25 protein-coding genes are annotated in these 24,308 nt (G+C 69.5%); 1 reads left to right on the forward strand and 24 read right to left on the reverse strand.

Annotated features, from left to right (window positions below; translation table 11 throughout):
- Positions 1-37: 37 nt before the first annotated feature.
- The 4 genes from coaBC to mihF form a co-directional block, all read right to left on the reverse strand.
- A complete protein-coding gene (gene coaBC, locus VG502_RS06885) occupies positions 38-1,270 on the reverse strand; it encodes a bifunctional phosphopantothenoylcysteine decarboxylase/phosphopantothenate--cysteine ligase CoaBC (protein WP_325549285.1) in 1,233 nt (410 codons plus the stop codon).
- 12 nt (positions 1,271-1,282) lie between these two features.
- Entirely contained in the window at positions 1,283-1,546 is a 264-nt protein-coding gene (gene rpoZ / locus VG502_RS06890) for a DNA-directed RNA polymerase subunit omega (protein WP_325549286.1), read from the reverse strand.
- A gap of 75 nt (positions 1,547-1,621) precedes the next feature.
- The gene (gene gmk / locus VG502_RS06895; protein WP_325549287.1) at positions 1,622-2,212 is read right to left on the reverse strand and encodes a guanylate kinase; all 591 of its coding nucleotides are present in this window, start codon (positions 2,210-2,212) and stop codon (positions 1,622-1,624) included.
- Positions 2,209-2,535 carry an integration host factor, actinobacterial type gene (gene mihF / locus VG502_RS06900; RefSeq protein WP_325549288.1) on the reverse strand — a complete coding sequence of 109 codons (327 nt, stop codon included), beginning with the start codon at positions 2,533-2,535 and terminating at the stop codon, positions 2,209-2,211. Before mihF ends, gmk begins: the two co-directional genes overlap by 4 nt.
- Before the next feature lie 326 nt (positions 2,536-2,861).
- Here mihF and VG502_RS06905 point away from each other — a divergent pair, with 326 nt between their 5' ends.
- Positions 2,862-3,119 carry a hypothetical protein gene (locus VG502_RS06905; RefSeq protein WP_325549289.1) on the forward strand — a complete coding sequence of 86 codons (258 nt, stop codon included), beginning with the start codon at positions 2,862-2,864 and terminating at the stop codon, positions 3,117-3,119.
- A 35-nt stretch (positions 3,120-3,154) separates the two neighbouring features.
- Here the strand turns inward: VG502_RS06905 and VG502_RS06910 are convergent, their stop codons facing one another.
- From VG502_RS06910 to VG502_RS07005, 20 genes are all read right to left on the reverse strand, one after another.
- On the reverse strand, positions 3,155-3,991 hold the full coding sequence (locus tag VG502_RS06910) for a universal stress protein (RefSeq protein ID WP_325549290.1): 837 nt from the start codon (positions 3,989-3,991) through the stop codon (positions 3,155-3,157).
- A 93-nt stretch (positions 3,992-4,084) separates the two neighbouring features.
- Positions 4,085-4,984 carry an orotidine-5'-phosphate decarboxylase gene (gene pyrF, locus VG502_RS06915; RefSeq protein ID WP_414655710.1) on the reverse strand — a complete coding sequence of 300 codons (900 nt, stop codon included), beginning with the start codon at positions 4,982-4,984 and terminating at the stop codon, positions 4,085-4,087.
- 14 nt (positions 4,985-4,998) lie between these two features.
- Positions 4,999-8,310, reverse strand: a complete 3,312-nt coding sequence (carB, locus tag VG502_RS06920; protein WP_325549292.1) for a carbamoyl-phosphate synthase large subunit — start codon at positions 8,308-8,310, stop codon at positions 4,999-5,001.
- Complete coding sequence (gene carA / locus VG502_RS06925; protein WP_325549293.1) at positions 8,310-9,470, reverse strand: glutamine-hydrolyzing carbamoyl-phosphate synthase small subunit; 1,161 nt, start codon at positions 9,468-9,470, stop codon at positions 8,310-8,312. The genes carB and carA overlap by 1 nt, the downstream gene beginning before the upstream one ends.
- Complete coding sequence (locus VG502_RS06930; protein ID WP_325549294.1) at positions 9,467-10,762, reverse strand: dihydroorotase; 1,296 nt, start codon at positions 10,760-10,762, stop codon at positions 9,467-9,469. The genes carA and VG502_RS06930 overlap by 4 nt, the downstream gene beginning before the upstream one ends.
- Positions 10,759-11,691 carry an aspartate carbamoyltransferase catalytic subunit gene (locus VG502_RS06935; protein ID WP_325549295.1) on the reverse strand — a complete coding sequence of 311 codons (933 nt, stop codon included), beginning with the start codon at positions 11,689-11,691 and terminating at the stop codon, positions 10,759-10,761. Before VG502_RS06935 ends, VG502_RS06930 begins: the two co-directional genes overlap by 4 nt.
- Positions 11,688-12,272: a bifunctional pyr operon transcriptional regulator/uracil phosphoribosyltransferase PyrR gene (pyrR, locus tag VG502_RS06940; protein WP_325549296.1), complete on the reverse strand. Its 585-nt coding sequence runs from the start codon at positions 12,270-12,272 to the stop codon at positions 11,688-11,690. The genes VG502_RS06935 and pyrR overlap by 4 nt, the downstream gene beginning before the upstream one ends.
- A gap of 109 nt (positions 12,273-12,381) precedes the next feature.
- Positions 12,382-13,146, reverse strand: coding sequence for an acetyltransferase domain-containing protein (locus tag VG502_RS06945; RefSeq protein ID WP_325549297.1), 765 nt, complete (start codon positions 13,144-13,146; stop codon positions 12,382-12,384).
- 36 nt (positions 13,147-13,182) lie between these two features.
- On the reverse strand, positions 13,183-13,632 hold the full coding sequence (nusB, locus tag VG502_RS06950; RefSeq protein ID WP_325549298.1) for a transcription antitermination factor NusB: 450 nt from the start codon (positions 13,630-13,632) through the stop codon (positions 13,183-13,185).
- A gap of 11 nt (positions 13,633-13,643) precedes the next feature.
- The gene (efp, locus tag VG502_RS06955; protein ID WP_325549299.1) at positions 13,644-14,204 is read right to left on the reverse strand and encodes an elongation factor P; all 561 of its coding nucleotides are present in this window, start codon (positions 14,202-14,204) and stop codon (positions 13,644-13,646) included.
- 150 nt (positions 14,205-14,354) lie between these two features.
- Complete coding sequence (locus VG502_RS06960) at positions 14,355-14,867, reverse strand: O-acetyl-ADP-ribose deacetylase (RefSeq protein ID WP_325549300.1); 513 nt, start codon at positions 14,865-14,867, stop codon at positions 14,355-14,357.
- A 54-nt stretch (positions 14,868-14,921) separates the two neighbouring features.
- Positions 14,922-16,013: a 3-dehydroquinate synthase gene (gene aroB / locus VG502_RS06965; RefSeq protein ID WP_325549301.1), complete on the reverse strand. Its 1,092-nt coding sequence runs from the start codon at positions 16,011-16,013 to the stop codon at positions 14,922-14,924.
- Positions 16,014-16,081: 68 nt separating this feature from the next.
- Positions 16,082-16,666, reverse strand: coding sequence for a shikimate kinase (locus VG502_RS06970; RefSeq protein ID WP_325549302.1), 585 nt, complete (start codon positions 16,664-16,666; stop codon positions 16,082-16,084).
- Positions 16,663-17,877 (reverse strand): chorismate synthase, encoded by a 1,215-nt coding sequence (aroC, locus tag VG502_RS06975; RefSeq protein ID WP_325549303.1) that lies wholly within the window; start codon positions 17,875-17,877, stop codon positions 16,663-16,665. Before aroC ends, VG502_RS06970 begins: the two co-directional genes overlap by 4 nt.
- A gap of 62 nt (positions 17,878-17,939) precedes the next feature.
- Complete coding sequence (locus VG502_RS06980) at positions 17,940-18,818, reverse strand: shikimate dehydrogenase (RefSeq protein ID WP_325549304.1); 879 nt, start codon at positions 18,816-18,818, stop codon at positions 17,940-17,942.
- A complete protein-coding gene (gene mltG, locus VG502_RS06985) occupies positions 18,788-20,245 on the reverse strand; it encodes an endolytic transglycosylase MltG (protein ID WP_325549305.1) in 1,458 nt (485 codons plus the stop codon). The genes VG502_RS06980 and mltG overlap by 31 nt, the downstream gene beginning before the upstream one ends.
- Positions 20,242-20,715 (reverse strand): Holliday junction resolvase RuvX, encoded by a 474-nt coding sequence (gene ruvX, locus VG502_RS06990; RefSeq protein ID WP_325549306.1) that lies wholly within the window; start codon positions 20,713-20,715, stop codon positions 20,242-20,244. The genes mltG and ruvX overlap by 4 nt, the downstream gene beginning before the upstream one ends.
- 26 nt (positions 20,716-20,741) lie before the next feature.
- Positions 20,742-23,459: an alanine--tRNA ligase gene (gene alaS, locus VG502_RS06995; RefSeq protein ID WP_325549307.1), complete on the reverse strand. Its 2,718-nt coding sequence runs from the start codon at positions 23,457-23,459 to the stop codon at positions 20,742-20,744.
- Between the two features lie 149 nt (positions 23,460-23,608).
- Positions 23,609-23,821 (reverse strand): hypothetical protein, encoded by a 213-nt coding sequence (locus tag VG502_RS07000; RefSeq protein WP_325549308.1) that lies wholly within the window; start codon positions 23,819-23,821, stop codon positions 23,609-23,611.
- A complete protein-coding gene (locus VG502_RS07005; protein ID WP_325549344.1) occupies positions 23,818-24,198 on the reverse strand; it encodes a DUF948 domain-containing protein in 381 nt (126 codons plus the stop codon). Before VG502_RS07005 ends, VG502_RS07000 begins: the two co-directional genes overlap by 4 nt.
- Between the last annotated feature and the right edge of the window lie 110 nt (positions 24,199-24,308).

A 24,308-nucleotide genomic window follows, 5' to 3' on the forward strand; every position in this document is an offset into this window, starting at 1 on the left:
GCTGGCTGGCCCGACCACTCGGCGGGCCACCCGGAGTCTAAACGTTGTCGAGGTGCTGCTGGACGGCATCCCACACGGCGTGTGCGAGCGTGACCTTGTCGGCCGGGCCGACCTGGGTGTCTTCCGGAACGGGACCGCCGGCACGCGTGAGGATGTGTATGGCGGCCCGGTCCTGGCCGAACGTCACGCCCGGCCCGACCTCGTTGACCACCTGGATGTCGCTGCCCTTGCGAGCGAATTTCGCACGGGCGTGGTCCATGACGGAGCCGCCCGCGTCACCGGTCTCCGCCGCGAAGCTGACGATGACCGGACGTGTCGAGGCGCCGCGCTCGGCGACCAGCCCCTTGACGATGTCGGGGTTCTCGACCAGTCGCAGGGTCAGGTCGTCCCCGCCGTCGGTCTTCTTGATCTTGTGGTCGGTGTATGCCGCGGACCGGTAGTCAGCGGGCGCGGCAGCCATCACGATCGCGTCGGCGTCCACGCCGGCCTTCATCACGGCCTGCTGCAGCTCGAGCGTCGTCTCGACCGGCACGATGTCGACGCCCGCAGGCGCCGACAGCGAAGCGTTCGCGCTGACCAGCGTGACGCGGGCACCGCGCTCGGCAGCGACCGAGGCGAGGGCGTAGCCCTGCTTACCGCTGGAGCGGTTGCCGATGAACCGGACCGGATCGATCGGCTCGTGGGTGCCACCGGCGGAGACCACGACATGACGTCCGGCCAGCGGACCCGGCGTCGAGGCTTCGTCGCCCTGCACCAGGCCGAGGGCGTATGACGCGATCTCCTCCGGCTCGCGCAACCGGCCCGGACCGGTGTCGACGCCGGTCAGCCGTCCCGAGTCGGGATCCATCACGTGCACCCCGCGCTCACGCAGCGTCGCGACATTGGCGACGGTCGCGGGGTGCTGCCACATCTCGGTGTGCATCGCCGGAGCGAAGACGATCGGGCAGCGCGCGGTCAGCAGGGTGTTGGTCAGCAGGTCATCGGCCAGCCCGTGGGCGGCCTTCGCGATCAGGTCGGTCGTCGCGGGCGCGACGACGACGAGGTCCGCGGCCTTGCCGATCCGGACGTGCGGGACGTGCTCGACGTCGGTCCAGACGTCATCGGCGACCGGCTTACCGGACAGGGCGGCCCAGGTCGGGGCGCCGACGAACCGCAGCGCGGCCGCCGTCGGGATCACGGTGACGTCGTGACCCGCTTCGGTGAACCGGCGCAGCAGCAGGCATGCCTTGTAAGCGGCGATGCCCCCGCTGACGCCGAGAACGATGCGCATGAAGGGTGGCTCTTAGGCCTCGACCGTTTCGATGGACAGCAGGCCCTCGTTGATCTCGCGCAGCGACACCGACAGCGGCTTGTCGTTGACCTGGCTCTCGACGAGCGGCCCGACATACTCCAGCAGGCCCTCGGACAGCTGCGAGTAGTAGGCGTTGATCTGCCGGGCCCGCTTGGCCGAGTAGATGACCAGGGCGTACTTGGAGTCGGCGACCTTCAGCAGGTCATCGATCGGCGGGTTGGTGATGCCCTCGGGGGCAGCCTTGGTGCCAGACACGAAGAAAATCTCACTTCTTGTTGGTGGGTGTTACTGAGGTGTTGCTGAGGTGTTACTCGGGTCGCGCACGCGCCGTCAGGAGGTGGCGCAGATGTGCTGCTGCATCAAGTGTACGAGTTCTTCTGCTGCTCGCTGCACATCGTCGTTCACGATGGTGGTGTCGAACTCCGGTTTCGCGGCGAGTTCACGCCGCGCGGTCGCCAGCCGCACCTCGCGTTCGGCCTCGCTCTCGGTGCCTCTGCCGACCAGCCGGCGCACGAGTTCGTCCCAGCTCGGCGGCTCCAGGAAGACGAAGTAGGCCTCGGGCAGTTGCTCGCGCACCTGGCGCGCGCCCTGCAGGTCGATCTCCAGCAGCGGCAGCTTCCCCTCCTGCGCGGCCTTGCTGACCGGCCCGCGCGGCGTACCGTAGCTGGCCCTGCCGTGGACGACCGCATGCTCGAGGAACTCGCCGTCGGCGACCATCGCGTCGAAACGCTCCTGGCTGATGAAGTGGTAGTGCTTGCCGTCGATCTCCCCCGGCCGGGCCGGACGTGTGGTCGCCGACACCGACAGCCACACCTCGGGATAGTGCTCCCGGATGTATGCCGAGACGGTGCCCTTGCCCACAGCGGTCGGCCCCGCCAGCACGACCAGCGGAGCGCAATTCTTGGCGGCCGCCTCCGTCACGAGGCACCCGTCTGTTCGAAATGCTCCAGCAGCCGGTGCACCTGGTTGGCGCCCAGCCCGCGAACCCGCCGGGTCTCGGCGATCCCGATCTCGGTCATGATCTGCCGGGCGCGCACCCGCCCGACACCGGGCAGCGACTCCAGGAGCGCGGACACCTTCATCTTGCCGATGACCTCGTTGTCCTTGCCCGCCTCGATGACCTCGCGAAGAGAGCCTTGCGCGTACTTCAGGCGGTTCTTCACCTCCGCGCGTTCTCGCCGTGCGGCCGCAGCCTTGGCGAGTGCCTCAGCGCGCTGCTCCGGCGTCAATTGCGGTAGGGCCACGTGTCTTACTCCTGGCGTGTCTCAGTTGTGAAGAGGTCTCTGCGAGGTGCGGAACGAGCCTCCCTGATCTACCCGCACCCAGCGAACCTAGCGACTCCCGGCGCGGTTCGGCAACGAGGGGTCGCCTCCGAGGTTGGATGCCCGAGGCCGTACGGCGACACCGCTTCCGGCAATAGGCTGGGGCGATGAGCGAGCGCAGCGAGCGACCAACGGGCTCAGGGCGAATGCCGATACCCGAGGAACGAGGGGATCGGCATGAGCGAGCGCAGCGAGCGACCAACGGGCTCAGGGCGAATGCCGACACCCGAGGAACGAGGGGATCGGCAGTGAGCACCGAGACGATCGACACGCGTCCCTCCGGCAGGCTCAAGCAGAAGTGGCACGCCCTCACGCCGATGCAGCGCAAGCTGCTCGTCGCCGCGTCCGCCATCGACACCGCTGCCAAAACCGTGGCACTCGTCGACCTGTCGCGACGCCCGGCGGACGCGGTGCGCGGCCCGAAATGGTTGTGGGCCAGTGCACTTCCGGTGGTGAACTCCGTCGGCGTGCTGCCCGCGGCATACTTCCTGTTCGGCCGCCGCTGACAGCAGCAGCCGGCCAGCGGTTGGTCAGCGCTGGGTCAGCGGACCACCGCGACGGGGCACGGCGCGCTCGCGAGCAGCCGGCGACTGACCGAGCCGAGCAGGAGCGAGCGGAAGCCGCCGCGGCCACGGCTGCCCACGACGAGCAGGCCCGCACCGGTGGCGATCCGGGCGATCTGCACCGGGGCCTCACCCCGAGTCACCTCGGTGGTCACCGTCAGGTCCGGGTGACGTGCCAGCACGCTCTCCCGGATGGCCTGCAACTCCTTGTGGACGTCCTCGGCGATCTCCTTGGCGTCGCCGACGACGGGCAGGCCGTAGGTCATCGCCGGGTCGCTCCACGCTCCGACGATGTGCAACGACGCGCCGGCGCTGTGCGCGGTGTCGGCGGCGAAGACAGCGGCCCGCTCGGCGGGCTCGGATCCGTCATACGCGAGCACCACCCGGACCAGGCAACCGGCATCGGGACCCCGGACGATGACTGCCGGGCATTCGGCGTGCGCCGAGACGGCGTGGCCAACGGACCCCAGCATGGTCTCGATCAGCTCGTGGTGGCCGCGGTTGCCGACCACGACCAGCGAGGCGCCCGCCGATGCCTCGACCAGTGCCTGCGCCGGATTCGCGGTGACACCGCGCCCTACGACGTCGGGCGCACCCTCCGCCTCGGCAACGGCGACCCCCGCTGCGGCGATCTTGGCTGCCTCGGCGGCGAATTCGTCGGCGGTCACGGGCGGGAGGAACTCACCCGTGTGCAACACCGGCGTCGGCACCGCGGTCAGCACCTGCAGGTCTTCCCGGCGGCGCTGCGCGGCCCGTGCGGCCCATCGCACCGCGGCACCGGATTGCTTCGAACCGTCGTATCCGACAACGATCATCAGCTGGGGCTCCTTCGCGTTCAGCCCGATGCGCTGGGCGCCGATGCCCAGTCATCCGAACGTCGCCATTCTACTACTCGTCGTAGTAAGGAGTCAGCTTCCGGGAACTCCCTGCGGCCGGAGATTCGATGCTTCCTCCTGCACGCTCCGCAGCGCCGCACGCAGCTCGCCGACGTCCGGTCCGGCGCTCAGGATCGCGCGCGACGTGGCCGGCAGGACGAGCGACGACGCGGCGCCGAAGCCGCGACCGATGTCGCCGATCGTGGCACCCTGCGCGCCGAGCCCCGGAGCCAGCAGGGGTGCGCGCGACTGGGCGAGCCGCTGCGCGAGACCGAGCTCGGCGATGTCCTTGCCGACGGTGGCGCCGACGACCATACCGACGTCACCGAACGTGCCTGCGGGGGCAAGCGCGTTGGCGTCGGCGACATCGTCGATGATCGCGCCGCTGACGGTCTCCTGCTCCCAGACTGCGTGCTGCACACCGGCGCCCTCCGGGTTGGACGTCATCGCGAGTACGAAAACGCCGCGGCCGGTGCGCTTGGCCAGGTCGAAAGCCGGTGCGAGAGAACCGAATCCGAGGAACGGACTCACAGTGATCGCGTCCGCACGCAACGGCGAGTCATCGCCCAGGTAGGCCTGCGCATAGGCCGCCATGGTCGACCCGATGTCACCCCGCTTCACGTCCAGCAGGCTCAGGGTGCCCATCTCGCGCAAACCCGCGAGCACGTCTTCCAGGACCTCGACACCGCATGCTCCGAAACGCTCGAAGAACGCGCTCTGCGGCTTCACGATCGCAGCAGCACCGCCGAACGCCTCCACCGCGATCTCGGCGAACTGCCGAAGGCCCTTCACCGAGCGCGGCAGGCCCCACTCCTCCAGCAACGACTCATGCGGGTCGATGCCGACGCAGACCGGACCATGCTCGTCGACCGCTTCGCCGAGTCGGATACCGAAAGGTTCCAAGGCTTTTCGTTCCTGCTGCTCTCCCACCATCGTCTCCTTCCCGCTCAGCCGCGGCCGCGACCGTAGAGGTCCAGATCGCGCGCGTGCGCCTGCAACGGCTTCACCCGGAACGGTCCGGCCAGCTGCGCCTCGATGCCCTGCACCGCTGCGGCGAGCTGCTGCACCGTCGTGATGATCGGCCGGTCCATGCTCGTGGTGGCAGCCCGGATGGCGTAGCCGTCGGCGCGAGCGCCCTGCCCGGAGGGGGTGTTGACGACCATCGCGACGTCCCCGGTCTGGATCCGGTCGACGATCGTGGGCTCGCCGTTCGCACCCGGCCCGTCGCTGTGCTTGCGCACCACGGTCGCCTGGATCCCGTTGCGTCGCAACACACCTGCGGTACCCGCCGTGGCCAGGATGCTGAAGCCGAGATCGGCAAGTCGCTTCACCGGGAAGATGACCGCCCGCTTGTCGCGGTTGGCGACCGAGACGAAGACCGAGCCCTCACGCGGCAGACCCGTGATCGAACCCAACTGGCTCTTGGCGAAGGCCGCGCCGAAATCGTCGTCGAAGCCCATGACCTCACCGGTCGAGCGCATCTCCGGGCCGAGCAGGCTGTCGACTACATCGCCGTCGTGGGTCCGGAACCGTTTGAACGGCAGCACCGCTTCCTTGACCGCGATGGACGATTCGGCCGGCAGCATGCCGCCGTCACCGACCGGCGGCAGGAGGCCGTCGTCGCGCAGCTGCTGGATCGACTCACCCAGCATCACGCGGGCTGCCGCCTTCGCCAGCGGCACACCGGTCGCCTTGGCGACGAACGGCACGGTGCGGCTCGCCCGCGGGTTGGCCTCCAGGACGTACAGGGTGTCGTGCGCCAGGGCGTACTGCACGTTGATCAGGCCGCGCACCCCGACGCCCTCCGCGAGCGCGCGGGTGGAGGTGCGCACCCGCTCGATCTCCTCGGCTCCCAACGTGACCGGCGGCAGGGTGCAGGCCGAGTCACCGGAGTGGATACCGGCCTCCTCGATGTGCTCCATGATGCCGCCGAGGTACATGTCGGTGCCGTCGAACACTGCGTCGACGTCGATCTCGATGGCGTCGTCCAGGAAGCGGTCGACCAGCACCGGGTGCTCACTGGATGCGTGCGTCGCCCGGGTGACGTAGTCGTTCAGCGTGGCGTCGTCATAGACGATCTCCATGCCACGGCCGCCCAGCACGTATGACGGGCGGACCAGCACCGGATAGCCGATCTCGTGGGCGACGGCGAGTGCCTCGTCGACGCTGTATGCCGTGCCGTGCTTCGGCGACGGCAGATCGGCCTCGGCGAGCACCCGGCCGAAGGCTCCGCGATCCTCGGCGAGGTCGATCGCCTCGGGTGTGGTGCCGACGATCGGCACACCGGCGTCCTTGAGCGCCTGCGCGAGACCGAGTGGTGTCTGACCGCCGAGCTGCACGATGACACCGGCGACCGGACCCGCCTGCTGCTCCGCGTGCACGACCTCGAGCACGTCCTCCAGCGTCAGCGGCTCGAAGTAGAGACGGCTGGAGGTGTCGTAGTCGGTCGACACGGTCTCGGGGTTGCAGTTGACCATGACCGTGTCAAAACCCTTGTCCTGCAAGGCGAATGACGCGTGCACACAGGAGTAGTCGAACTCGACACCCTGACCGATGCGGTTCGGCCCGGAACCCAGGATGAGCACTGCGGGCCGTTCCCGCGGCAGCACCTCGGACTCCTGGTCATAGCTGGAGTAGTAGTACGGCGTCTGCGCCGCGAACTCCGCCGCGCAGGTGTCGACGGTCTTGTAGACCGGTCGCACGCCGAGGGCGTAGCGCAGGCCGCGTACGACGGCCTCGGGCATGTCGGCCAGCTGGGCGATCTGCTGGTCGGAGAAACCGTGCCGCTTGGCCAGTCGCAGCAACTCGGGGGTGAGCTGGTCGGCGTCTGCGATGATGCCGGCCATCTTGTTGATCAGCTGGATCTGGTCGAGGAACCACGGGTCGATCTTGGTGCCGTCGAAGACTTCCTCGACCGTCAAGCCTGCGCGAAGAGCCTGCTGCACCAACACGATTCGGCCATCGGTCGGGGTGCCGGCCTGCTCCAGCAGCGCCTGTCCCATCTCGCGGCTCGGCGCGTTGTCCGGGTCCCAGTGGAACGTCGCGCCGCTGCGCTCGAGCGACCGTAGCGCCTTCTGCAGGGCCTCGGTGAAGTTGCGGCCGATCGCCATCGCCTCACCGACCGACTTCATCGTCGTGGTGAGCGTCGGGTCGGCCGCCGGGAACTTCTCGAACGCGAAGCGCGGCACCTTGACCACGACGTAGTCGAGCGTCGGCTCGAAGCTGGCCGGGGTCTCCCAGGTGATGTCGTTGGGCACCTCGTCCAGCGTGTAACCGATCGCCATCTTAGCGGCGATCTTCGCGATCGGGAATCCCGTTGCCTTGGAAGCCAATGCCGAGGAGCGGGACACGCGCGGGTTCATCTCGATGACGATGATCCGGCCGTTCTCCGGGTCGATCGCGAACTGGATGTTGCAGCCGCCGGTCTCCACCCCGACCTCGCGGATGACCGCGATGCCGATGTCGCGCATCTGCTGGTATTCGCGGTCGGTCAGGGTCAGCGCCGGTGCGACCGTGATCGAGTCACCGGTGTGCACTCCGACCGGGTCGACGTTCTCGATGGAGCAGACGACCACGACGTTGTCGGCGTGATCCCGCATGACCTCGAGCTCGTACTCCTTCCAGCCCAGGATCGACTCCTCCAGGAGCACCTCCGTGGTCGGGCTGGCGTGCAGGCCGGCGCCCGCGATGCGGCGCAGGTCCGTCTCGTCATACGCGAAACCGGAGCCGAGACCACCCATGGTGAATGACGGGCGCACCACCATCGGGTAGCCGAGTTCACCTGCGGCAGCGATGCATTCGTCCATGGTGTGGCAGATGATCGACTTCGCGGACTCGGCGCCGCAGCGCTCGACGACGCCCTTGAACCGCTCACGGTCCTCACCCAGCTGGATCGCTTCGACGCTCGCGCCGATCAGCGGGCAGTCGTACTTGTCCAGCACCCCGGCCTCGTGCAGCGCGATGGCGGTGTTGAGTGCGGTCTGCCCGCCCAGGGTCGCCAGGACGGCGTCGGGGCGCTCCTTGGCGATGATCGACTCGACGACCTCCGGGGTGATCGGCTCGACGTAGGTCGCGTCGGCGAACTCCGGGTCGGTCATGATCGTCGCCGGGTTGGAGTTGACCAGCACCACGCGCAGGCCCTCTTCGCGCAGCACCCGGCACGCCTGGGTGCCGGAGTAGTCGAACTCGCACGCCTGCCCGATGACGATCGGGCCGGAGCCGATCACCAGGACACTCTTGATGTCGTCCCGCTTCGGCATTACTTGTTCTCCTTCTTGGACTCCAGAAGTCCCACGAACCGGTCGAAGAGGTATGCCGCATCGTGTGGACCAGCGGCGGCCTCGGGGTGGTACTGGACCGAGAACGCCGGAATGTCAAGGCATTCCAGCCCTTCGACCACGTCATCATTGAGGCAGATGTGCGAGACACGCACCCTGCCGAACGACTCGCCCGCGGGTGCCTGCACCGGCTCACCGTCGCGTGGTGCATCGACCGCGAAGCCGTGATTGTGTGCGGTGACCTCGACCTTGTCGGTCGTGCGGTCGAGCACGGGCTGATTGATCCCGCGGTGGCCGTACTTCAGCTTGTAGGTGCCGAAGCCGAGTGCGCGGCCGAGCAGTTGGTTGCCGAAGCAGATGCCGAAGAACGGGATCCCGGCCTCGAGCACCTGCTGCAGCACCTCGACCTGCGGAGCGGTCGAGGGGTCACCCGGGCCGTTGGAGAAGAAGACGCCGTCCGGCTGCACCGCCCGGATCTGCTCGAAGGTGCTGTCCGCCGGCAGCACGTGCACCTCGATGCCGCGCTCGGCCAGCCGCTGCGGTGTCATCGCCTTGATGCCGAGGTCGAGGGCTGCGACCGTGAAGCGCCGCTCCCCCTGGGCCGGCACGACATAGGTCTCATCGGTGCTGACCTCGGAGGCGAGCTCGGCGCCGGCCATCTGCGGCTGCTCACGCACCCGCTGGGTCAGTGCCTTGGCGGAGTCCCCGGTGCGGGAGAAGATGCCGACGCGCATGGCACCGGACTCCCGCAGGTGCCGCGTCAGCGCCCGGGTGTCGATGCCGCAGATCCCGACGACGCCCTGCTCGGCGAGCTCGTCCTCGAGCGTGCGCTGCGAGCGCCAGTTGGACGGTCGCGGCGAGGGGTCACGCACGACGTAGCCACTCACCCAGATGCGCCGCGACTCCGAATCCTCATCGTTCACACCGGTGTTGCCGATGTGCGGCGCCGTCATCACCACCACCTGGCGGTGATAGCTGGGGTCGGTCAGCGTCTCCTGGTACCCGGTCATCCCGGTGGAGAAGACGGCCTCGCCGAAGGTCTCGCCGATGGCGCCATACGCCTGGCCGTCGAAGACGGTGCCGTCCTCGAGCACCAGCGTCGCGCGGCCGCGGCCGGTCAGCGGATCGATGTGGGTCGTCATACGGGGACCTCCTGGTCGAGCAGCGTGGGCCGGCCACGCAGCAGCGTGGACTGCACCCGGCCGGTGAGTGTCATGGCGTGCCATGGGTTGTTCCGCGACAGCGAGCGCGAGTCGGCGCGGTCGACCTCGACCGTTGCGGCCGGGTCGATGAGGGTGATGTTGGCGGGTTCGCCGGCGGCGAGCGCGCGTCCGTGCCCGGTCAGTCCGGCGATGCGCGCCGGCGTCGTCGACATCGCTGCAGCCACCTGTGCCCAGCTCATCAGGCCGGGCTGCACCATGACGGTGTTGACGACCTGGACCGCCTGCTCGAGGCCGAGCATCCCGAAGGCCGCCTCGGCGAAGGCGTGCTCCTTGTCGTGCCGGGCGTGCGGTGCGTGATCGGTCGCGACTGCGTCGATCGTTCCGTCCGCCAGGGCTTTCCGCAGCTCGGCGATGTCCTCGGCCGGGCGCAGCGGCGGGTTGACCTTGAAGGTCGGGTCGTAGTCGGTGAGCCGGGTCGTGTCGAGCATCAGGTGATGGGGAGTGACCTCGGCGGTCACCGCGATGCCCTGCGCCTTCGCCCAGCGCAACACCTCGACCGAGCCTGCCGTGGACACGTGCGCGATGTGCACCCGCGAGCCGGTATGGCGAGCCAGCATCACGTCGCGCGCGACGATGACCTCCTCTGCCACACCCGGCCACCCGGGCAGGCCGAGCCGGCCGGACAACTCGCCCTCGTGGCAGCAGGCGTTGCTGTCCGCGAGCCGGGGTTCCTGGGCGTGCTGGGACACGACACCACCGAAGGTCTTCACGTATTCCAGTGCGCGGCGCATCAGCCGCGCGTCGTGCACGCACTTGCCGTCGTCGGAGAAGACGCGCACCGCGGCGCGGCTGCGTGCCATCAGGCCGAGCTCGGCGAGCTCCGCGCCGGCGAGGTCCTTGGAGACCGCCCCGACCGGCTGCACGTCGACCAGCCCGCACGCGCGGCCGAGATCGAGCACCCGCTCGGCGGCCTCGGCCGTGTCGGTCACCGGGTTGGTGTTGGCCATCGCGAGGACCGCGGTGTAACCGCCGGCGGCAGCGGCCGCGGATCCGGTGGCGACCGTCTCGGCGTCCTCGCGACCGGGCTCCCGCAGGTGGGTGTGCAGGTCGACCAGGCCGGGCAGCGCGATGAGGCCGTCCGCGTCGATCACGGTGGCGTCGCCGGCGGTCACGGTGCCGACCTCGGCGATCACACCGTCCCTGACCAGCAGGTCCTGCCGGCCGGCGCCGAGCAGGTCGGCGCCCTTGATGAGGTAGTGGTTGTCACTCATGCTTGTTGTTCCGCCCCTCCGAGCAAGTGGTAGAGGACACTCATCCGCACCGCGACACCGGCCGACACCTGGTCGAGGATGAGTGATCGGGCTTCGTCCGCGGCGTCGGCGGTGATCTCCAGACCGCGGTTCATCGGACCGGGGTGGCAGATCACGGCGTGCTCGGGCAGTGCGCGCAACCGGTCACGGGTGAGGCCGTAGCCGACGGTGTATTCGCGTGGTGTCGGGAAGAAGCCTCCCGTCATACGTTCCTTCTGGACGCGCAGCATCATGGCCGCGTCCAGCTTCGGGAGAACTTCGTCGAAGTCGTAGTTGTACGAGAACCCTTCAGCAGCAGCCCAATCCGCGATGCCGCTGGGCATCAGCGTGGGCGGAGCGACCAGGGTGACGTCGGCGCCGAGCGTGCGCAGCAGGATCAGGTTGCTGCGCACGACCCGCGAGTGGGTGAGGTCGCCGATGATGCCGATCCGCTTGCCGGCGAGATCGCCGAGCCGGGCCTGCATCGTGTAGGCGTCCAGCAGCGCCTGCGTGGGGTGCTCGTGGGTGCCGTCGCCGGCATTGATGATCGCGGCGTCCACCCAGTCGGTCACCTGCAGGGGCGCACCGCTGGCATGGTGGCGTATGACGAGGGCGTCGACCCCCATCGCGGCGACCGTCATGGCCGTGTCCCGCAGCGACTCACCCTTGCTCACCGACGAGCCCTTCGCCGACACGTTGATGACGTCGGCGGACAGCCACTTACCGGCGATCTCGAACGAGGAGCGCGTGCGAGTGGAGTCCTCGAAGAAGAGGTTCACGACGGTGCGGCCGCGCAGCACCGGCAGCTTCTTGACCTCGCGCTGCTGCACGTCGTGCATCTGCGCGGCGGTCTCCAGGATCTGGCGGGCGTCGTCACGGCTGAGGTCCGCCGCCGACAACAGATGCTTCATGAGAGTCCTTCCGCGATGCGGACTTCCTCGACGCCGTCCGGGTCGGCCAGGCGCACGCTGACCCGTTCGGCCCGGGCGGTCGGGAGGTTCTTGCCGACGTGGTCTGCGCGGATCGGCAGCTCGCGGTGTCCACGGTCGACCAGGACGGCCAGCCGGACGGCCTGCGGGCGGCCGAGGTCGCCCAGGGCGTCGAGTGCGGCACGCACGGTGCGACCGGAGTAGAGCACGTCGTCGACGAGCACGACGATCTTCCCGTCGATGCCGCCGTCGGGGATCGTGGTGGCGCCGACCGCACGCGTCGGCTGGCTGCGCAGGTCGTCGCGGTACATCGTCGTGTCGAGCGAACCGACCGGCACGTCGGCACCCTCGATCTCACGCAACAGCGCGACGATCCGGTGTGCGAGGGCCTGCCCTCGCGTCGGGATGCCGAGGACGACGAGGTCCTGCACGCCCTTGTTGTGCTCGACGATCTCGTGCGCGATGCGTCGCAGGGCACGGGAGATGTCGGAGGAATTGAGAACTATGCGGCCCGGGGCGGATGCCTCGTCGGGCGCGGGTGCAGCAGAGTCTGGACGCTCCATGCGTCGTAGACCTCCTTCGCCGCCTCACAGGACGGAATCGTTAAAGGATGTCGAACGCGGCAAGGATAGCGCTGCGCAGGGTGTGGCCTGCACCACGTCCACCTGCCGGTCAGGCGACGAGCGAGAGCGCGCCATACAGGATCGGTTGGTGGAGCACATAGATCGCGAGCGTATGGCGCCCGAGCACGCCCAACCAGGACCGTGGTCCGGGCGCCGGCCGCCACCCCTGCAGCCGCGGCACCGCCGCCGTGTCGGCCCGCAACACGAGCGAGCGCATCACACCGATCCCCACGAAGGTCAGTGCGATCCAGGGCAGCACCGGCTGCCAGTCCAGCGCCGGTTCGGTGCCGTCGGCCAGGCCGGTCCAGGAGATCCAGGGCGAGCGACCCGGCAGGTGGACCAGCCACGGGAGCGCGACGGCGATCGCGGCGAGCAGCCACGCAACCCGGCGCGGCGCCCGCACCGCGGGCAGCGCCAGCACCGAGACCAGCGCGATGGCGTGCAGGATGCCGAAGGTGACGATCTCGCGCGGTTGGTGGACCGCACTGAACGCAGTGATGGCCAGCGCCAGCAGCACGAGTTGCGCCTCGCGCCGCCAGAAGGAACGCCACCGGATCCCGCGCCGATGGGCCAGCACCAGCGAGACGCCGACCAGGAACAGGAACGAGCCGGCGATCGCGTGCGCAATGACCTTGCCGGCCGGATCGGCGCTGATCCGCCACGAGATCAGACCGAGGTCACCGAGGTCCCAGGTCAGGTGGAAAGCGACGACCGCCACGATCGCGATGCCGCGCACCAGGTCGACGACCGCCCACCGCGGGCTGTGCGCGGCAGGCACGACCGACTCACGGGTGCGCTGGAGTTCGGCCGTCATACCCGCTACGACCCTCCGGTCACCGGATCGGCTCCGTCAGACGAGCGACTGCTTGACTGCGGCGATCTTGTCGAGCAGGCCGTTGACGAACTTCGGCGAGCTGTCGGTCGACAGCTCCTGGGCCAGCTTCACGGCCTCGGAGATCACGACCGGAGCGTCGACGCCGTCGGCCCACACCAGCTCCCAGGTCGCGGCGCGCAGCAACGAGCGGTCGACCGCGGGCATCCGCTCCGGCGGCCAGTCGCTCGTGCTGTAGGTCTGCAGGGCGTCGTTGATCGCACCCCAGTGGTCGACGACGCCGCGCACGATCTGCACGGTGTAGTCCGGCAGCGGCGTCTGCGTGGTGGGCACGTCGACCCGCTGGTCGACCAGCTCACGGGCGTTGACACCGCGCTGCTCGGCCTCGAAGAGCAGGTCGAGCGCCTTCTTGCGAGCCTTGCTGCGCGAGCCGCGGCGAGCAGTCGCGTCGCGGGATGTCTCCGGCATCTGCGGCATCGTCAGCTGACGCGGCCCAGGTAGGAACCGTCGCGGGTGTCGACCTTGACCTTGGTGCCCTGCTCCAGGAACAACGGCACCTGGATCTCGGCACCGGTCTCCAGGGTCGCCGGCTTGGTGCCACCGGACGAACGGTCGCCCTGCAGGCCCGGCTCGGTGTGGCTGATCTCCAGCACGACGGACGCGGGCAGTTCGACATACAGCACCGAGCCGTCGTGCTGCGCGACGATGGCTTCCTGGTTCTCCAGCAGGTAGTCGGCGGCTTTGCCCACGACGGCGGCCGAGATCGGCAGCTGGTCGTAGGTCTTGGTGTCCATGAAGATGTAGTCGGTGCCGTCGTTGTAGAGGTACTGCATGTCCGAGCGGTCGACGCTGGCCGTCTCCACCTTGACGCCCGCGTTGAACGTCTTGTCGACGGTCTTGCCGGACAGCACGTTCTTCAGCTTGGTGCGCACGAACGCCGGGCCCTTGCCGGGCTTGACGTGCTGGAACTCGACCACGGACCACAGCTGGTTGTCGATCTTCAGCACCAGGCCGTTCTTCAGGTCGTTGGTGGATGCCACGTTTCGCTCTTCTCTTTCGGATCGACGGACGCCCGTCGGCGCTCAGGACGTATGACGCGCCGCGACACGAGCTGCCTGCGTCAGGGCGTGGGGCAGCCGCGCAAAGCGGCGGGAGGTCACAAGTCTAGCGGCTCACCGGGCCGGGTTCGTTCACACGTCCGCCAGCGCAGCCTCGAAAGCCGCCAGTGCGTCCGCGGAGAAGAGTGCGAAGGTGACCTCGTCCAGCGCCGTCGAACTGCCGCGCACCGTCCGTACGGCGATCCGCGCCGCGTCGTCCATGGGCCAGCCATAGATGCCCGCGGAGACCGCCGGAAAAGCGACCGTTCGGGCACCGATCTCGCCCGCGACCCGCAATGAATTGCGATAACAGTCGGCGAGCAGCGCCGAGCGATCCTCCCGTCGTGAGAACACCGGCCCGACCGTGTGGATGACCCATCGCGCCGGCAGCTCGCCCGCGGTCGTCGCCACCGCCTGTCCGGTCGGTAGCCCGTCCGGATAGTGCGAGTCACGCAACTCCCGGCACTCGCGCAGGATGTCCGGCCCACCCGCACGGTGGATCGCGCCGTCGACTCCCCCGCCGCCCATGAGCGACGAATTGGCAGCATTCACAACGGCATCCACCGTCAGGGTGGTGATGTCGGCGCGGACCGCTGTCAGCTGCACCCTCCTCACGCTACGCCGCGCGTGCGCTCGGATGGGCCCGACCGGCGGTGCGGCTCAGGAACCCTGACGCACGGCGTCGAACGTCTCCCGCAGGAGACCCTCGTCGGGGCCGGCGAGGCGGGTGGGCGCACCGACCGCGGTCAACGCCACGAAGCGCAGCGTCGAGCCACGGGTCTTCTTGTCCCGTCCCATCGCCGCGCGCAAGTCCTTCCATCGCTGGTCCACGTCACCGTCAACGCTGTATGACGTGGGTAATCCCAACGCCTGCAACGCTTCTCGGTGCTGGGCGACCAGTGCATCGTCGATCAGACCGGAACGTCGGGCGAGCTCTGCGACATACATCATCCCGACGGCGACGGCGTCGCCGTGCCGCCAGCTGAAGCCGGAGACCTGCTCGACCGCGTGCGCGAAGGTGTGCCCGTAGTTGAGGATCTCCCGCAGCCCAGCCTCGCGCAGGTCGGAGGCGACGACGTCGGCCTTGACCTGGACCGCCCGGGCGATGAGTTCCGGCAGCACAGCACCGTCGACGTCGGTCACCGCAGCCGGGTCGGCCGCCAGCCGGAGAATCTCCGGGTCGGAGATGAAGCCGCACTTCACCACTTCGGCCAGCCCCGCGATCAGGTCCGCCCGCGGCAGCGTCCGCAGTAGATCCAGGTCGCAGACGACGGCCGCCGGCGGGTGGAAGGAACCGACGAGGTTCTTGCCCTCGGCGATGTTGATCCCGGTCTTGCCCCCGACCGCGGCGTCGACCATGCCCAGCACCGTCGACGGCACCTGCACGACCGGCACACCACGCAGCCAGGTCGCCGCCACGAAGCCGCCCAGGTCGGTCGTCGCTCCCCCGCCGAGCGCGATCACCGCGTCGGTGCGGGTGAACCCTGCCTCTGCCAGCACCGACCACAGCCGCGCCGCGACGTCGGCCGTCTTGGCGGCCTCGGCATCCGGCAGTTCCGCGCTGGTGGGCTGCAGACCACGTGCGCCGGCCTGCTCCGCAAGGCGGGCCGCAGCGTCGGCCATCACCGGCGCATGCACGATCAGCACCCGCTGCGCACCGTCGGGCACGCGCGACACGACCTCGTCCAGCACGCCCCGCCCGATGACCACGTCGTAGTCGTCGCCGACCCGAATCACCTTGGTATCACTCACGCTCTCGGTCGCGCCTCCACCCTCGCCTCCGGTCCTCGCTGCGCTGCGATCCTCGGCTCGGTCGGCGCTCACAATCCACGCACCTTCGCAACAACCTCCGCCGCCACGTCCTCGGCGCTGCGCCCACCGGTCTCGACGACCCAGGACGCGAGCCGCTCGTAGGTCGGGCGCCGCTCCCCCATCAGCCGGGTCCAGGTCGCGCGCGGGTTGACCGCGAGGAGCGGGCGCGCACCGGTCAGGCCGATCCGCCCGGCCGCGTCCGCGATCGCAACACTCAGGAACGCCACCGGCAGCGTCTCGAGCAACTGCGCGGTCGCCGGAGTCATCGGCGCGCCGCCGCCCACCGCGACCACGCCGCCACCGGTCACTGCGTGTGCCACCGCGTCGGTCTCCAGCTCGCGAAAGCGCGCCTCGCCGTGCTCGACGAAGATGTCCGAGATCGAGATCTGCTGCTCGGTCTCGATGAGTTCGTCGGTGTCGGTGAACGCCAGGTCGAGTTGCTGCGCGACCAGTCGCCCGACGGTGGTCTTGCCTGCTCCGGGCGGGCCGATCAGGACGACGGCGGGGGCGGCCACTCCCTCTGTCGCGCCTCTTCCCTCGCCTCCGGTCCTCGCTCGTACCTCGCTGCGATCCTCGGCTCGGTCGGCGCTCATCGAAGCAGCTCCGGGATCGCTGCGAGGTAGGCCCGGTGGTTGCGCGCGACCTCGGCCACACTGTCGCCACCGAACTTCTCCGACGCGACCTGCGCGAGAACCAGCGCGACCATCGCCTCCGCGACGACGCCCGCAGCAGGGACGGCGCACACATCCGATCGCTGGTGTATGGCGGTGGCCTCCTCGCCGGTGGCGACGTCGACGGTCCGCAGGGCGCGCGGCACCGTCGAGATCGGCTTCATCGCGGCGCGCACCCGCAGCACCTCGCCGGTCGACATACCGCCCTCGGTGCCGCCGGCGCGATTGGTCTCGCGCCGGATCCGGTCGTCCGCACGGACGATCTCGTCGTGCGCCGCCGATCCGCGCCGAGCGGCGGTGCGGAAGCCGTCGCCGACCTCGACACCCTTGATCGCCTGGATGCCCATCAGCGCACCGGCCAGCTGGGCGTCGAGCCGCCGGTCGCCGTGCACGTGCGAGCCGAGGCCCGGTGGCACGCCATACGCCAGCACCTCGACGACCCCGCCGAGGGTGTCGCCGTCCTTCTTGGCCGCGTCGATCACGGCGACCATCCGCGCCGAGCCGTCCGCGTCCAGGCTGCGCACCGGGTCCGCGTCCAGCGCCGCCACATCGTCCGGACCGGGCAGCGGTGCGTCGTCGGCGACCTCCTCGCCGCCGATGGCGACCGTGTGCGACACCAGCCGGATGCCGAGCGCCTGCTCCAGGTAGGCGGCTGCCACCCGTCCCAGCGCGACGCGGGCCGCGGTCTCGCGTGCCGACGCCCGCTCGAGCACCGGGCGCGCCTCGTCGAAGCCGTACTTCTGCATGCCCACCAGGTCCGCGTGACCCGGCCGCGGCCGGGTCAGCGGGCGGTTGCGGGCGATCTCACCGGACGCGCCGACGTCGGCGGCCGCCGCGAGCGCCGCGGGGTCGATCGGCTCCGGGCTCATCACGGCCTGCCACTTGGGCCACTCGGTGTTCTCGATGGTGATGGCGACCGGGGACCCGAGGGTGCTGCCGTGCCGAACGCCTCCGGTGAAGGAGACCTTGTCCTGCTCGAACTTCATCCGCGCACCGCGGCCGTAGCCGAGCCGGCGCCGCGCCAGTGAGTCGGCGAGGTCTCCCGCGCTGATGCTGACTCCAGCGGGGAGGCCGTCGATCACGGCGGTGAGCTCGGGCCCGTGGGATTCACCTGCAGTCAACCAACGAAGCATGTCGCTGATCTTTTCATGCGGCCCGGGTCGTCCGTATGCCGCCGCCGTATGGCGAGAAGCGGTCAGCCCAGGGCGGCGGCGCGACCGGCCCGCTGCATGACCTCCAGCGGTGCCGGACTGCCGGTCATCAGCTGGAACTGCGCGGCGCCCTGGTGGATCAGCATCTCGATCCCGGGCACGATCCGGGCCCCGTATGCCGCGGCGGTCGCCGCCAGCTCGGTCGGCCAGTCGGCATACACGACGTCGAGCAGCACGCGCTGCGTCGGCGAGGTCGCCGACGCCGCGACTCCCAGCTCGCTCATCGCGCCGGCGAGGGAATCGGCGGCGCCGGCCGGGATCGTGCTGATCGTCAGCGGTGCCTCGAGCACCGCCGCCGCGCCCTCGGTCTCGTTGAGGACAACGACCCGGAAACCGTGATCACGTGCTTGTGCCAGCGTCGAGGCACGCACGTCCTTGCGCACCACGAAGATGACCTCGGGCACCCGGAGGTCGGCGAGGGCGGCCAGCGCGGACCGCGCGGTCGCACCCGACCCGACGACGACTGCCCGTGGCAGCGCACCGGCGGCGACGCCCGCATCCCGCAACGCTTCCCGGATGCCGATGACGTCGGTGTTCTCGCCGTGCCAGCCGCGACCCGTCCGGATCAGCGTGTTGACGGCGCCGGTCCGCAGTGCGACGTCGCTGGCCGTGTCGGCGATGAGCAGCGCCTCCTCCTTCAGCGGCATCGTCAGCGACAGGCCGCGCCAGGTCGGACCGAGCCCCGCGATCAGGTCCCGCAGCGAGGCCGCGTCGCACTCGCGGACGTCGTAGGACCAGTCCGCCATACCGCGCGCCTCGTATGCCGCCCGGTGCAACACGGGCGACATGGAGTGGGCGATCGGCTTGCCGAGCACCGCTGCGCGGTGCCGGGTCAGCACTTGCCGGGATGATGCTTGCACCATGAGTGGAACACCTGCTCGTTCTTCTGCTGCTCCGGGTAGGTGTCGGCGAAGAGCGTCTTACCGGTCTGCGGATCCACCGTGACGAAGTAGAGCCAGCCGCCGCTCGCCGGGTGCAGGGCCGCCTTGATGGCGGCCAGGCCCGGGTTGTTGATCGGTGTGGGCGGCAACCCGGTGTTGAGATAGGAGTTGTACGGCCCCTTCTTGGCGCGCTGCTCGTCGGTCGTCGTGATCGTGCCGCGCTTCTTCTCGGCGTAGTGGATGGTCGAATCCAGTTGCAGTGGCATGCCCTGGTTCACGCGGTTGTCGATGACGCGCGCCACCTTCGGGCCGTCCTCGGACAACCGGGACTCGGCTTCGACCAGGGATGCCTCGACCATCACCTCGTGCAGTCGGCTGTCCGGGATCTGCAACGGCGCGACCTTCTTGCGCCATTCGGTGACCATGGTGCGCAACTGCTGCTCGGCGGTCGCGTCCTTGCCGAAGTTGTAGGTCGACGGGAAGAGGTAGCCCTCCAGGTGACCCTTCGCCGCCGGGGGCAGCCCGATCGAGGTCGGGCTGACCTTCTGGTAGTCCGCAACCGGCACACCGGTCGCCTTGGACAGCAGGGTGAAGATCTGGCCGGCCCACAGTCCTTCGGGGATCGTCGTGCCGGTGCTCGCGTAGCTCTTGGGGTCCAGCATCAGGTCCAGTGCCGCCTGTGCGCTCATCTTCTGCCGCAACGTGTAGCGGCCCGGCTGGATCGAACCGAAGTTGCGGCTGGCACCGGCGGCCGTGACGAAGGCACCGGTCGACTTGACGACACCGGCCTTCAGCAGGGTCTGGGCTATCGCGGTGCCGGTGTCACCCTCCTTCACCACGATCGTCACCGAACCGCTGCCCTTGCCCGCGTAGTCGGGGCTGGTCTCGCTCATGCCCGGCAGGCTGATCCGCCCGACCCGGCTGGCGGCGTAACCGGCGCCGCCGACCGCCAGCAGCATCACCAGGACCAGCAGCAGGCACGACCGGCCGGCCTTGCGCCGGCGTTGGCGCTGGATCTCCTCGTATGACGTGTGGCTTCCGTGCTCGTCGTGGTCGTCCTCGCTGGCCCAGTCGTGGAAGCCGGTCCACTCACCGTTCGCCGACGACGTCTCGCTGCGCTCGTGCTCCTCCCAATCGCCGGCCGGACGCCGCTGCGCCCGGCTCGCCGAAACCGCGACGAACTCGGTCGTCTCGTCCTCGTGCGTCAGGTCCGGACGGGGCTGCGGGGGTCGCTGGGACCTCGGGGTCCCCGGAGGCCCCGGAGGCGTTGCCCGGCGCTCGCGTCCGGCGCCGGTCGAACGTCCTTCCGGGGAAGCTGCGGCGGCCGCCCGACGCGCGCGCTCACGTGCCTCGCGGCGCGAGCGCGGAGCGGAGTCGCCCACCGACTTCCCATCCTGAGGAGTGCTCACTGTCGCCTTTCGGAGTCGGGTCTGGCCGAGTGGCGTGGTTTGCGTCCGCCGACGAGTTCTCCGGCAGATTGGCCGGAAACACGCTCGGCGTCAAGCGCGGCTTGCAGGATCAGCACAGCTGCTTGTTGATCGACCACCTCACGCCGCTGCCGTTCCCGCAGTCCGCTGGCACGCATCGCCCGGTGCGCGTCGACCGTCGTCATACGCTCATCGACCAGGCGTACGGCGAGGCTCGGAGCCCGTCGGCGCAGCGCTTTTGCCCAGCCGCGGGCGGCCTCGGCCGCCGCGCGCTCCGCGCCGTCCAGGGACAATGGCAGCCCGACGATCACCTCGATCGCATCACGCTCGGCGGCCAACTCGGCCACCTCCTGGATGTCGGATTCGTCACTCGCACGCCGCGCCGTCCGCAGCGGCGTCGCGAGGACGCCGTCCGGGTCGCTCACGGCGACGCCGACGCGGACACTGCCCACGTCGACGCCGATCCGTACCCCTCGTCTCACTGGACCCCGGTGAGCGTGTGCAACTGGCTCTCGACCGCTTCGAGAGCCGCGCCGACCGCCGATGCATCGGTGCCGCCGCCCTGCGCGAGATCCGGCTTGCCGCCACCGCCGCCGCCGAGCACGCCCGCCGCGGTGCGCACCAGGTCGCCCGCCTTGATCCCGCGGTCCCGTGCGCGGGCGTTGGTCGCGACCACGATCAGCGGCCGGCCCTTGGCCGACCCCGTCACGGCCACCACGGTCGGCGACTCATCCCCGAGCCGGCCGCGCAGGCCGGTCACGAGGGAGCGCACCTCGTCGGCGCCGAGGTCACCACCGTCGTGGGTGAGCACGCGCACTCCCCCGATGTCGGTCGCACCGGCCAGCAACTCGCCGGCCTGCGCCTGCAACTGCTGCTGGCGCAACGTGGCGATCTCCCGCTCTGCGCTCTTGACCCGGGTGAGCAGTTCCTCGACGCGCTCGCGCAGTTCACCGGGCTGTGCCTTGACCAGCCGGCCGAGCTCCGCGACGATCGCACGCTCCTTGGCGAGGTACCGCAAGGCATCCATGCCGACGAACGCCTCGACGCGGCGCACGCCCGAACCCACCGACGACTCACCGGTCAGGGTCAGGGCGCCCACCTGGGACGAGTGCGCGACGTGCGTGCCACCGCAGAGTTCGCGCGACCAGGGGCCGCCGATCTCGATGACGCGTACCTGCTCGTCATACGTCTCGCCGAAGAGCGCCAGAGCGCCCCATTCGCGTGCCTCGGGCAGGGTCATGTACTGCGAGGAGACCGGCAGGTCCTGGCGGACCGCCAGGTTGGCGACCTCCTCGATCTCCGAACGCGTCTCCGCGGACAGTGCGCTGTTCCAGGCGAAGTCGAGTCGCAGGTAACCGGGCTTGTTGTAGGAGCCGCTCTGCAGCGCCGACGGGCCGAGCACCTGCCGCAACGCCGCGTGCACGACGTGCGTGCCGGAGTGCGCCTGGCAGGCGGAGATACGCCAGTCGGGGTCGACCTGCGCCTCGACCTGCTCGCCGACCTTGACCTCACCGGACGCGACCTCGACGGTGTGCACCACGAGGCCCTTGACCGGGCGCTGCACGTCGAGCACGCGCAGCTGTCCGTTCGGCGTGCTGATGACACCCTCGTCCGCGATCTGTCCACCGGACTCGGCGTAGAACGTGGTGCGGTCGAGCACGACCTGCCCGGTCGCACCCTGCTCGAGACCCTCGACGCGCTGGCCGTCCGAGACCAGCCCGACGACGGTGCCCTCGGTCGAAAGCGCTTGGTACGCCTGCCAATCGGTTGCGCCGAGCGCGCGGAGTTCCTTCCAGATCTCGGTGTGCGCGTGACCGGTCTTCTTGGACTTCGCGTCGGCCTTCGCGCGCTCGCGCTGCTGCGTCATCAGCCGGCGGAAGCCGTCACGATCCACCTCGACGCCCTGCTCCGCCGCCATCTCCAGCGTCAGGTCGATCGGGAAGCCGTAGGTGTCGTGCAGTGCGAAGGCCTCCGAACCGGGCAGCGTCGGAGTGCTGCTGCCACCGAGCGCAGCCGAGGACTGCTTGGCCTTGGTGACCGCGGTGTCCAGGATCGTCGTGCCCTGGTCGAGCGTGCGGCGGAAGGCATCCTCCTCGCCATACGCGATCTGGCTGATCCGGCCGAAGTCGGCCTCCAGCTCCGGGTATGACGCCTTCATCCGGTCCAGGCTGATCGGCAGCAACTGCGGCAGCACCTTGTCCCGGTACCCGAGCAGTCGCATGGCACGGACCGCGCGTCGCAGCATCCGGCGCAACACGTAGCCGCGGCCCTCGTTGCCGGGTGTGACACCGTCACCGATCAGCATCAGCGAGGAGCGCACGTGATCCGCGACGACGCGCAGGTGCACGTCGTCCGGGTGGCTCGACGTCGCGGCATGCCCGGAGTGCGCGCCGTAGACCTTGCCGGTCATCTGCGCGGCCTGCGCGAGCACCGGGTAGACCTCGTCGATCTCGTAGAGGTTGTCCTTGCCCTGCAGCAGGGTCGCCATACGTTCCAGGCCCATGCCGGTGTCGATGTTGCGCTTGGGCAGCGGACCGGACACGTCGAAGTCCGGCTTGCTGCGAACCGCGGACAACTCCTCCTGCATGAAGACGAGGTTCCAGAACTCCATGAAGCGGTCCTCGTCGACCGCCGGGCCACCGTCCGCGCCGAACTCGGCGCCGCGGTCGTAGAACAGCTCCGAGCACGGGCCGCCGGGGCCGGGGACGCCCATGTGCCAGTAGTTGTCGTTGGCGTCGCGGCGCGTGATGCGCTCCACGGGTATGCCGATCTGCTCGTGCCAGATCGCGAACGCCTCGTCGTCGTCGGTATAGACCGTCGGCCAGATCCGCTCCGGGTCCAGCCCGTAGCCGCCCTCGTCGACCGAGGAGGTGATCAGGCCCCAGGCGAGCCCGATCGCGCCCTCCTTGAAGTAATCACCGAAACTGAAGTTGCCGTTCATCTGGAAAAACGTGCCGTGCCGGGAGGTCTTGCCGACCTCCTCGATGTCACCGGTCCGCACGCACTTCTGCACGCTGGTCGCCCGGTCCCACGGCGGCGTCTGCTGCCCCAGGAAGTAGGGCTTGAACGGCACCATGCCGGCGTTCACGAACAGCAGGTTCGGGTCGTCGTAGATCAGCGGCGCGGACGGCACGACGGTGTGCTTGTTCCGCTCGAAGTAATCCAGCCAACGTCGCCGGATCTCTGCGGTTTCCATCAATCAATTCCTTTACGTAGCGCGCTGGTTGAGTAGGGCGAGGGACGATCCCGCATCGAAACCAGGAGTTGGTCGATACGTCCGTCCGCTCTACTGCGGTACTCGCGCAGCATTGGTCCATGGGCAGCAAGGAGGTCGGATGCGGGGCCTTACCGGCCCTCGATAGCTCGCGTGCCATCGACCCGCTCACCGGGCAGCGTCAGGTGCGTGTCCATCGCCAGGACCTCGCGCAGTTGCGCCTCGCGCGCGCCCATGCCCTGTCGCACGTCGTCACGGAACCGCGCCGCCTGCTCACGTGTGCCGTGCCTGCTCGCGAGGGCGACACCGGCCGCCGCAACGGCCATCGGCACCAGCCACTTCACGACCGGTCACCGACCTTGTTCAGTGGCTTGGCCCGCCGCGAGTCGACGGCCGAGCGCACGCCGTACGAGAACGCGGCGATCTTGATCAGCGGCCTCCCGACGGTCGCGGTCGCCACCGACGTCAAGGCACTCACATTGGTCGTCATCGTCGCGACGTTCGACGAGATCGTGTCGAGCCGGGCCAGTTGCTGGCTTGTCGCGGCCACGGTGTCGGTGACCTCACGCAGCAGCGGCACCGTCTCATCGGTGATCTCCCGCACGCCCGCCCGGGTCTCGTCGAGCACCTTGCCGGCCTTGCCCACGACGGAGCCCATGCGCAGCACGAGGACGACGAACGCCAACGCGGCGATCATCCCGGCCAGGTCCCCGAGGGACACACTCATGATTGATCTCGTTCCATGGTTGCCGCCCAGCCTAGCGAAACGGGCGGTATGACGACGCCGGGCCCATGGCACCTCACGGTGTCATGGGCCCGGCGATCACGGTG

The organism is Flexivirga sp. (genome assembly GCF_035551235.1).
In the GTDB taxonomy this organism is placed as follows: domain Bacteria; phylum Actinomycetota; class Actinomycetes; order Actinomycetales; family Dermatophilaceae; genus Flexivirga.